Source organism: Acerihabitans sp. (genome assembly GCF_036398755.1).
Taxonomy (GTDB): domain Bacteria; phylum Pseudomonadota; class Gammaproteobacteria; order Enterobacterales; family Enterobacteriaceae; genus Acerihabitans.
In genome coordinates, this window is record NZ_DASWOM010000143.1 from 1 (window position 1) to 8,950 (window position 8,950).

General features: G+C 60.4%; 10 protein-coding genes. 9 read left to right on the forward strand and 1 reads right to left on the reverse strand.

Annotated elements, in window-relative coordinates:
- From VGC33_RS22795 to mdcH, 9 genes are all read left to right on the forward strand, one after another.
- On the forward strand, nt 1–160 hold a 160-nt coding region (locus tag VGC33_RS22795; RefSeq protein ID WP_331123061.1), incomplete at its 5' end, for a YdgH/BhsA/McbA family protein.
- Between the two features lie 304 nt (nt 161–464).
- Nucleotides 465–2,126, forward strand: coding sequence for a malonate decarboxylase subunit alpha (mdcA, locus tag VGC33_RS22800; protein WP_331123052.1), 1,662 nt, complete (start codon nt 465–467; stop codon nt 2,124–2,126).
- Nucleotides 2,126–3,001, forward strand: a complete 876-nt coding sequence (locus VGC33_RS22805) for a triphosphoribosyl-dephospho-CoA synthase (RefSeq protein ID WP_331123053.1) — start codon at nt 2,126–2,128, stop codon at nt 2,999–3,001. The genes mdcA and VGC33_RS22805 overlap by 1 nt, the downstream gene beginning before the upstream one ends.
- 25 nt (nt 3,002–3,026) lie before the next feature.
- Nucleotides 3,027–3,326, forward strand: coding sequence for a malonate decarboxylase acyl carrier protein (mdcC, locus tag VGC33_RS22810; protein WP_331123054.1), 300 nt, complete (start codon nt 3,027–3,029; stop codon nt 3,324–3,326).
- The gene (locus VGC33_RS22815) at nt 3,319–4,155 is read left to right on the forward strand and encodes a biotin-independent malonate decarboxylase subunit beta (protein ID WP_331123055.1); all 837 of its coding nucleotides are present in this window, start codon (nt 3,319–3,321) and stop codon (nt 4,153–4,155) included. The genes mdcC and VGC33_RS22815 overlap by 8 nt, the downstream gene beginning before the upstream one ends.
- A complete protein-coding gene (mdcE, locus tag VGC33_RS22820) occupies nt 4,152–4,958 on the forward strand; it encodes a biotin-independent malonate decarboxylase subunit gamma (protein ID WP_331123056.1) in 807 nt (268 codons plus the stop codon). Before VGC33_RS22815 ends, mdcE begins: the two co-directional genes overlap by 4 nt.
- Before the next feature lie 224 nt (nt 4,959–5,182).
- Nucleotides 5,183–6,142 (forward strand): AEC family transporter, encoded by a 960-nt coding sequence (locus VGC33_RS22825; RefSeq protein ID WP_331123057.1) that lies wholly within the window; start codon nt 5,183–5,185, stop codon nt 6,140–6,142.
- 15 nt (nt 6,143–6,157) lie between these two features.
- Nucleotides 6,158–6,844: a malonate decarboxylase holo-ACP synthase gene (locus VGC33_RS22830; protein ID WP_331123058.1), complete on the forward strand. Its 687-nt coding sequence runs from the start codon at nt 6,158–6,160 to the stop codon at nt 6,842–6,844.
- Nucleotides 6,841–7,770 (forward strand): malonate decarboxylase subunit epsilon, encoded by a 930-nt coding sequence (gene mdcH, locus VGC33_RS22835; protein ID WP_331123059.1) that lies wholly within the window; start codon nt 6,841–6,843, stop codon nt 7,768–7,770. Before VGC33_RS22830 ends, mdcH begins: the two co-directional genes overlap by 4 nt.
- Here the strand turns inward: mdcH and VGC33_RS22840 are convergent.
- Entirely contained in the window at nt 7,736–8,716 is a 981-nt protein-coding gene (locus tag VGC33_RS22840) for a LysR family transcriptional regulator (RefSeq protein ID WP_331123060.1), read from the reverse strand. The two genes, mdcH and VGC33_RS22840, sit on opposite strands and share 35 nt — an antisense overlap.
- Nucleotides 8,717–8,950 lie beyond the last annotated feature (234 nt).

Sequence of the window (8,950 nt, forward strand, 5' to 3'; positions counted from 1 at the left end):
AAAAATCGGCACGGTGCATACCACCGCCAAAACCACCTCGCCGATGGATGCCAAAGCCATACTGTCCGAAAGAGCGGATAAAAAAGGCGGAAAATATTATGTAATCATCGCCGGTCGCGAACACGGTAAATTTAGCGCCACCGCGGAAGTCTATAAATAGTTTTTCGGTCCGCACGTTTTAATTAAATACTGTTTGTATCTTCGTCTATTACTACGGCGTACATAGCTCACTACGCCGTTTTTTTACTTATATTTTTTCTGCCCGTTTTTCTTTACACGGCGGCTGCCGGTTATCAATTTTATCTACCCTGCGGCCACGGCCATGCCCCACTCTTCGTTACTCTAAAGCTAACGGTCTGACCCGTGGGTTAATTGATGCCCACTCCCCGCCCTGCCTACACTGCCTCTACCGTTTATTAATGCTGTCCCATTTTGCGACAGTGCATGAACCGAGGAGGTCAACCATGCCGCTTCATCAAGCGCCCCCAAGAGTCTGGGATACTCGCCGCACTGAGAAAAAACGCCGGTTGGACCTGGTCCGCGCCGTGGCCGATGGCAAAGTGCTGCCTACCGGCAAAATAACCTCCGTGCTTGAAACGCTGATTGCGCCGGGCGACCGCGTCGTGCTGGAAGGCAATAACCAAAAACAGGCTGATTTCCTGGCGCGTATGCTGGCCAAGGCCAGCCCGGAAAAATTACACGATTTGCATATGCTGATGCCCAGCGTAAGCCTGTCGGAGCATCTCGATCTGTTTGAAAAAGGCATTGCCCGCAAGTTGGATTTCGCTTTTTCAGGCCCGCAAAGCCTGCGCATTTCGCAACTGTTGGAAGATGGGCAACTGGAAGTCGGCGCCATACACACCTATATCGAACTCTATGCCCGCCTGTTTGTGGATTTGGTGCCTAATATCGCGCTTATCGCCGGTTTCAAGGCTGACCGCAAAGGCAATCTTTATACCGGTCCCAGCACGGAGGATACCCCGGCGCTGGTGGAAGCCACGGCGTTTAAAGACGGTATCGTTATCGCCCAGGTTAATGAACTGGTGGATGAAGAATGCGACTTGCCCCGCGTGGATATCCCCGGTTCATGGATTGATTTCGTGGTGGTGGCGGATCGGCCGTTCTTTATCGAACCGCTGTTTACCCGCGACCCGCGCCTGATTAAACCGGTGCATGTGTTAATGGCGATGATGGCCATTAAAGGTATTTATGCCGAGCATCAGGTGAAATCGCTGAACCACGGTATCGGTTTTAATACCGCGGCTATCGAGCTCTTGCTGCCCACCTACGGCGAACGCCTGGGACTGAGGGGTAAAATCTGCCGGCACTGGACCCTTAATCCCCATCCGACCCTGATCCCCGCCATCGAAAGCGGCTGGGTTGAAACCGTGCACTGCTTCGGCGGCGAATTGGGTATGGAAAATTATATTGCCGCCCGCCCGGATATCTTTTTCACCGGCGCCGATGGGTCCATGCGTTCCAACCGCGCCTTCTGCCAGTTGGCCGGTCAATATGCGGTGGATATGTTTATTGGTTCGACCTTGCAGATCGATGGCCTGGCCAATTCGTCCACCGTGACCCGCGGCCGCCTCTCCGGTTTTGGCGGGGCGCCGAATATGGGCCATGACCCGCACGGTCGCCGCCACGCCACTCCCGCCTGGCTGGATATGATTGAAGAACCCGATCCGATGCAGCCGGGCCGCAAGCTGGTGGTGCAGATGGTCGAAACCTTCCAGGCGGGCGCCAAACCTTCGTTTGTGGAAAAACTCGAAGCGGTGGAGGTCGGCCAGTCAGCGGGCATGCCGTTGGCGCCGGTCATGATTTATGGCCAGGATGTCACCCATGTACTGACCGAAGAGGGTATTGCTTATCTCTATCGGGCGCGTTCCATGGAAGAACGCCGGGCGATGGTGGCGGCGGTGGCGGGCATTACCGATATCGGCTTAGGCGTCGATGCCAAGCGGGTGGCCGATTTGCGCCGCCGCGGCCTGGTGGTTTATCCCGAGGATATGGGTATCCAGCGCGCCGAAGCCAGCCGTTCGCTATTGGCCGCCGGCAGTATCGCCGACCTGGTTGAATGGTCCGGTGGGTTATACCAGCCACCGGCAAAATTCCGGAGCTGGTAATGGAAACACAGTTCTCGCAACAGCCTTTGCCTGCGGCCCTATTACGGTCCCGCCACGCCGAACGGCAGGCCGCCAGGCTTTCCGCGCTGGCGATGCGTTCACTGCTGGAAGAGGCCCGGCTCAGCCCTAAACCGGGTCTGGTGGATAGCCGCGGCGCCGGCGCGCATCAAGATCTCAATCTGGCCCTGATGGAGCGCTCCGCCCACAGTTTGCAGCCGACATTTTATCGCCTGGCCCTGCATAGCTGGCTGCGCCCGGCGGATGCGGCGCTGCGCCAGGAAATCGGCAGGCAGGGACGGTTGGGAGAGCGACATATGCTGGCCGCTACCGGCGGCGTCAATACCCATCGCGGCGCGATTTGGGCGCTGGGATTATTGGTCAGCGCCTGTGCGATGCTCGGCGGCACGGGCCCGGTGGCGATGATTACCGGCGGCGCGGCGCGATTGGCCGCCCTGCAGGATCCCTTCAGTCCCAAGGGTTTTAGCAAAGGGCAGCGTGCAGTCCAGCGTTACCGGGTGCCAGGCGCCCGGGAAGAGGCGGTATGCGGTTTCCCGCACATTACCCAGCGGGCTTTGCCGCAGCTGCGGCAAAGCCGCGGCGAGGGCGCCAGCGAACCGCAGGCCCGGCTGGATGCGTTAATGGCCATTATGTGCACCCTGACGGACACCTGCGTTCTCAACCGGGGCGGCATGCCGGCGTTAACCGCCATGCATCGGGGCGCCGCGGCGGTGTTGGCCGCGGGCGGCACCGGCCGGCCAGCGGGGCGCGACGCGCTGGCCGATCTGGACCGACGTATGCTGCGCGACAATGCGTCGCCGGGCGGCGCGGCCGATCTCCTGGCGGCCACCTTTTTCCTCGATTGGGTTAGCGCCTAATCAATTACATCATCAAGAGGATGTTATGGAACGAATTGAATTGCATTTTCCGGCTAGCGGCGCGTTACCCGCCAAGGCGCTGGCAGGCGTAGTCGGGTCCGGCGATCTGGAGGCTATCTTCCAGCCGGCCGCCGGCGGCAAGCTGCAGGTTATTATCCGGTCGTCCGTCGACGGCGGTCATCAGCGTTGGCAGCACCTGTTTGACCGGATCAACGCGGCGCGGCCGTTACCGGCCGGGCGGTTGGATATCAATGATTTCGGCGCCACGCCGGGCGTGGCCCGTCTACGTATTGAGCAGGTTTTCGAGGAGGCCAGCCATGTCTGACAGAATCAGTTTTATTGAACTCGGCGCCCGCCAGCGGGCGCGCGCCATGCTGGACGCAGGCAGCTTTCGCGAACTGCTCGGCCCCTACGAGCAAATTACCTCGCCCTGGCTGGAACCGCAGGGAATCGTGCCGCAGGCCGACGACGGCATGGTGGTGGCCAAAGGCACCATGGAGGGTAAATCCACGGTAGTGGTCGCCATTGAGGGGGCGTTCCAGGGCGGCAGCATGGGTGAAGTGTCTGGCGCAAAAATGGCCGCGGCGCTGGAACTGGCGGCGCTGGACTGGCGCAAGGGCATTGAAACCCAGGCGGTGTTGCTGCTGGAAACCGGCGGAGTTCGTTTGCAAGAAGCGAATCTCGGCCTGGCCGCGATTGCCGATATTCACGCCGCTATCGTAGATTTGCGCCGCTATACGCCGGTTATCGGCATTGTCGCCGGCACCGTGGGCTGCTTTGGCGGCATGTCCATCGCCGCGGCGCTTTGCAGCCGGCTTATCGTCACCCGTGAAGCCCGGCTGGGGTTAAACGGCCCGCAGGTTATCGAGCAGGAAGCGGGCATTGAAGAGTATGACTCCCGCGATCGGCCGTTTATCTGGAGCATGACCGGCGGTGAAGTGCGTTATCAGGCCGGCTTTGTCGATGCCCTGGTTGCCGATTCCCTGGACGAGGTGAAACGGACCACGTTGGACTTTCTGCGCCAGGGGATGCCGGTTCGGCTGCGCACTGACGATTACCGCTATTACCTGGACAAACTTAATCATTTCGACACGCGCCAACAAGTGGATAAGCCGCGGGTATTGGCGCTGTTCAACCGGGAGGATCGCTCATGAATACGACTTATCTTGGCCGGGGAGATTACTGGTTTTCCCTGCTGACCGCCGGCGCGCGGCCCCATGCGGGCCTGTGCGCCTCGGTTAAAGCGGCGGACGGCGAGATCGCCGGCCGGCCGGCACGCTATATCGCCGTGGTGCCCGATGCTGCTAATCATTTTCCGCGCGCCGCTCTTGGCGAGGTGGGCTTGTTGGAAGGCTGGACCTTGGATTGGGTGGTTAGCGAAGCCGTGGCGCAGGACGCCGATAAGGCCGAAAAGCGCGCTATCGTGGCGATTGTCGATGTTCCGAGCCAGGCTTATGGCCGACGCGAAGAGGCTTTCGGCATCCATCAGTCGCTGGCGGGGGCCGCCGCGGCCTATGCCAAGGCTCGTCTGGCAGGTCATCCGGTGATTGCCCTGATTGTCGGTAAAGCCATGTCCGGCGCTTTCCTGGCGCATGGCTACCAGGCCAACCAGCTTATCGCCTTTAACGACCCCGCCGTGATGGTTCATGCCATGGGCAAGGAATCCGCCGCCCGCATCACCTTGCGTTCGGTGGCGGCGTTGGAAACCCTGGCGCAAACCATTGCGCCGATGGCCTATGACATCGAAAACTACGCCACGCTGGGCCTGCTGGCGCAGCTATTGGATATAGCCCATCCCGACCAGGCCGGCGAAGACGAGATCCGGCGGGTGCGCGCCGCCCTGGCCGATGCCGTCGATAAAGCCGGCCGGCAAGGGGTCGATCTGTCCAACCGCCGGGGCGCCGACAACCGGCGCAGCTCCCAACTGGTCAGGGAACGTATGCGCCAGGAATGGTAGGGCGCCGTAGCAGCAGATAGCTATGCCGGGCAAGTGTCCCGGGTAGCGGTTCCGCCAACAGTACCGGCAACACCTGCCGCAATCCGATCGTGACCATATCAGGACCGGGATAGCCCTCCGGCTGTCCGGGCCCTGATGCATGCCGTAATCGGCCAGCGTAAAACAAAAAAATACATCGCACCGGTATCAAAACAAAAAAAATTTATCAGATTACAGGTGGTTATATGACATACATTATTATTCATGCCCTGGCGCCGATTTTTGTGATTATGTTGCTGGGTTTTTATGCCGGCAAGGCAAAAATGGTGGTAAACAGCAACGTTTCACTGCTCAATGTCTTCGTGATGGATTTTGCGCTACCCGCCGCGCTGTTCAGCGCCACGGTGCAAACTCCTTGGCAGGGCATACTCAGCCAGTCGCCGCTGATTTTGCTGCTAGTGCTCTCCATGTGGATAGCCTATGCCGCGCTTTATTTGGTTTGTGTCAAAATCTTCAAGAAGTCGCCCCAGGACGCGGCGGTGTTAACCCTAACGGTGGCCCTGCCGAACTATGCCGCGCTGGGGCTGCCGATTTTAGGCAGCGTATTGGGTGATAATTCCAGCACCTCGCTATCGGTGGCGGTTTCCATCGCCTGCGGCTCGGTGCTGATGACCCCGTTTTGCCTGCTGATCCTGGAACGCGAAAAGGCCCGTACCAGCGGCGAGAATCATGGTTCATCGCTGTTGTTGTTGCCGGTATTAATGTGGCGCTCGGTGACCAAGCCTATCGTTTGGGGACCGCTGCTCGGCGTGCTGCTATCGGCCATGGGCCTGAAAATGCCGGAAATCGTGCTGGCGTCCATTAAGCCCCTGGGCTTGTCCGCCACCGCCTCGGCGCTGTTTCTGACCGGCGTGATCCTTTCAGCCCGTAAATTGAAAATCAACGCGCCCGTGCTGGTCTCCTGCATAACCAAAAATCTGATCCAGCCCTTTATCACCTGGGGGTTACTGGTGGCGTTCGGCATTACCGGTCCGCTAGCCGTGACCGCGGTGCTGATGGTGGCCCTGTCGGCCGGTTTCTTCGGTATCGTGTTCGGTAATCGTTTTGGCGTACAGTCGCCCGACGCCGAGGCTACGCTGTTGATCAGTTCAATCCTGTGTATCCTGACCTTACCGCTGTTTATCTCTTTGACCGCCGGTTTGTAGCCGGCAGGAGCGATCATGATATCCATCCGAGCGCATGATTTGCTGTGGATCGACCACCCCGGCCATCTGCGCTGGCAGCAGCCCGCGCCATCGTGGGTTGTTGCCCACTGGTGCGCCGGATTGCCGCTGGTAGCGCGCCGGGATGTCGGCCGGCCGGATTTGCTGCCGGTGGGTATCCGGGGCGGGGAGCGCGCGCAGCGCGCGGCGGCCTGGGTAGCGCCCTCGGCGGTGATTTATCGGGTCAGTCCCGAGGCGCTGGTCGCCGGTCTTATTGCCGGCGACCAGCGGGCTGAATGGCAGCAAACGCCGGGCCGGCCGGTGGCCGATTTATCTCCCGAGGCGCGGGAGTTGCCGGTAATGCGGGCGTTGCTCACTTTGGCCGCCACGCGGTGGCCCTGGCGCTGGGGAGTCACCGGCAGTTGCGGTTATATGCTGGCCACCGGTTTAACCGTCAGCACGGCGGACAGCGATCTTGACCTGCTGATCCGTTGCCCGGACCCGCGGGCCCGGGAAGATTTCGCCCCGTTGCTGGCGGTCATCGCCGCTTTGCCGTGCCGGGTGGATATTCAACTCGATACCCCGATGGGAGGCATGGCGCTGCTGGAATGGCTGCGCGGCGCCAGCGTAATGATAAAAACCGACCGCGGCCCCGTGATGACCCGCGATCCCTGGGATGTTTCCACGGACCAGAGAACCTTATGAAAATTTTGCTGACATTTCCCGGCCAGGGACCGCAAGTTCCCGGCATGCTCCACGATCTCCCGGATACCGATGATGCCCGCGATCTGCTAAGCCGGGCCACGGCGGTCCTGGCCGAACCGGTCTTGCAACTGGACAGCCCAGCCGCGCTGCGCTCCACCCGCGCCGTGCAGCTATGCCTGTTTATCGCCGGCGTGGCCTATGCGCGGCAGGTATTGCACACCGGCATCGGGGTTGATTTTACCAGCGGGCTATCCATCGGCGCGTTTGCGGCGGCGGTGAGCGCCGGCGCTCTATCCTATGAGGACGGCCTGCGGCTGGTGGCGCTCAGGGGGGAATTGATGGAACAGGCTTATCCGCGGGGATATGGCCTGTCGGCGATCGCGGGGCTGACGCAATCGCAAATAGAACGCATCATTGCGCAGGTGCACAGCGCGGATCTGCCGGTGTATCTTGCCAATCTCAACGCCGACGATCAGTTCGTCATCGCCGGCAGCGAAGCGGCCATGAGCCGGGCCTGCGAGCTGGCGCGCGGACAAGGCGCCAGCCGCACCCGTCGTCTGGCGGTAAGCGTACCGTCCCACTGCGAACTGCTGAACGAGCCGGCGCATAAATTGGCGAACGCCATGGCGGGGGCGGTGTTGCAACGGCCCGGCATCGCGTATTTAAGCGGCAGCACCGGGCGCGTATTATGGCAGCCGGAACGCATCGCCGAGGATCTAGCGCTGAATATGGCGCGGCCGGTGCATTGGCTGGATGCCATGGTCAGCGCCTATCAGCGCGATGTGCGCCTGGCGATCGAAATGCCGCCGGGGGCGGTGCTGACCGGCCTGACCAAACGGGTAATGGAGCAGGGCGAGGCGCTGGCCCTCAGCCAGAACCCACTGTCGTTAATCAAGACGCTGGCCGGACGGTTGACGGGGCGGTGACGGCTGTTTCGGCGGCCGTGGCGTCGCCGGCATCACGGTGGCTGAGCGCATACATCCTGCCTTCGGCCACCAGCGCCAGCATCTCGGGATCGCGTTCGCGGCTGCGGGCGAAGACCAGCGCAATGGTCTGGCGCATCTGGTAAGGCGCCGCCAGAGTCAGCAGGCGTACCGAATGCTCGTAAATCCGCTTCATCCGCCCAGGCAGCAGGGTATGGCCGACCCCTGCCTGTACCAGATTAATCATGGAAAAAATATCGTTAACCCGGGTGACGATCTGCGGTTCGAATCCCGCCACGTGAAACGCTTCCTGAAAGCCGTGATAGGTGGCGAAACCTTCGGTCAAAGAGACAAATTTTTCGTGCCGGAAATCGCGCAGATCCGCCGGCCCGGCCATAACGGGGGATGACGATGACGGCGACGCCAGGTAGATATCATCCTTGAATAGCGGCAGGGTTTCAAAGTGGGCCGGGTCTATTTGTGTGTCGCTGATCGAAATCAGAATGGCATCCAACTGCTGATCTTCAAGCTTGGCCAGCAGATCCTGATTTGATCCCATCAACAACTCCAGCTCCAGGGCGGGCCGCCGCAATTTCAACCCCATGATCAACTGCGGAATAGTATCTAGGGTCAGGGAATACATGGTGCCTAATTTCAGTCGGCCCTGGCCGATGCCGCCGCATTTGCGGGTTTCCTCGATGCCGCGGCGCATCAAATCCGAGACTTCACGCGCATATTCCGCCAGGGTTTCCGCGGCGGGCAGGGGGGTAAGGTTTCGCCCCTGATGGACAAATAAAGGACAGCGCACGCCCTCTTCCAGCGTGTGCAGCGCGCGATGAACGCTCACCGTGCTTAAACCCAGCTGTTCGGCGGTGCGGCTGATATTACGTTTATCCATGAACGCCAGAAAGATTTCCAGCTTGCGAAAGGTGATATCGTTATCAATCATACGGCAACGTCCATCCCGACGGATTCATTTTAGACCGGCGCCGGGCAAGTCTGAGCGGCGTTTCCCGCAACTACGGCAGCGGGAAAAGCGCAGGCGCGATCACTGGGCGTATTCGAGCCAAAAGAATTGATAAGGTTCCAGGCTCAGGGGCGCGCCTCCCGTAAAGTCCCGATAACTTATCACATCATGGTAATGCCCGTCAGGCAGGGGGCAGGTAATGATCTTGGCGCTTAA

Excerpts from the sequence above, each read along its gene's own strand:
- mdcA (WP_331123052.1), top strand. The coding sequence starts at position 465 with ATGCCGCTTCATCAAGCGCCCCCAAGAGTCTGGGATACTCGCCGCACT.
- VGC33_RS22805 (WP_331123053.1), top strand. The coding sequence starts at position 2,126 with ATGGAAACACAGTTCTCGCAACAGCCTTTGCCTGCGGCCCTATTACGG.
- mdcC (WP_331123054.1), top strand. The coding sequence starts at position 3,027 with ATGGAACGAATTGAATTGCATTTTCCGGCTAGCGGCGCGTTACCCGCC.
- VGC33_RS22815 (WP_331123055.1), top strand. The coding sequence starts at position 3,319 with ATGTCTGACAGAATCAGTTTTATTGAACTCGGCGCCCGCCAGCGGGCG.
- mdcE (WP_331123056.1), top strand. The coding sequence starts at position 4,152 with ATGAATACGACTTATCTTGGCCGGGGAGATTACTGGTTTTCCCTGCTG.
- VGC33_RS22825 (WP_331123057.1), top strand. The coding sequence starts at position 5,183 with ATGACATACATTATTATTCATGCCCTGGCGCCGATTTTTGTGATTATG.
- VGC33_RS22830 (WP_331123058.1), top strand. The coding sequence starts at position 6,158 with ATGATATCCATCCGAGCGCATGATTTGCTGTGGATCGACCACCCCGGC.
- mdcH (WP_331123059.1), top strand. The coding sequence starts at position 6,841 with ATGAAAATTTTGCTGACATTTCCCGGCCAGGGACCGCAAGTTCCCGGC.
- VGC33_RS22840 (WP_331123060.1), bottom strand. The coding sequence starts at position 8,716 with ATGATTGATAACGATATCACCTTTCGCAAGCTGGAAATCTTTCTGGCG.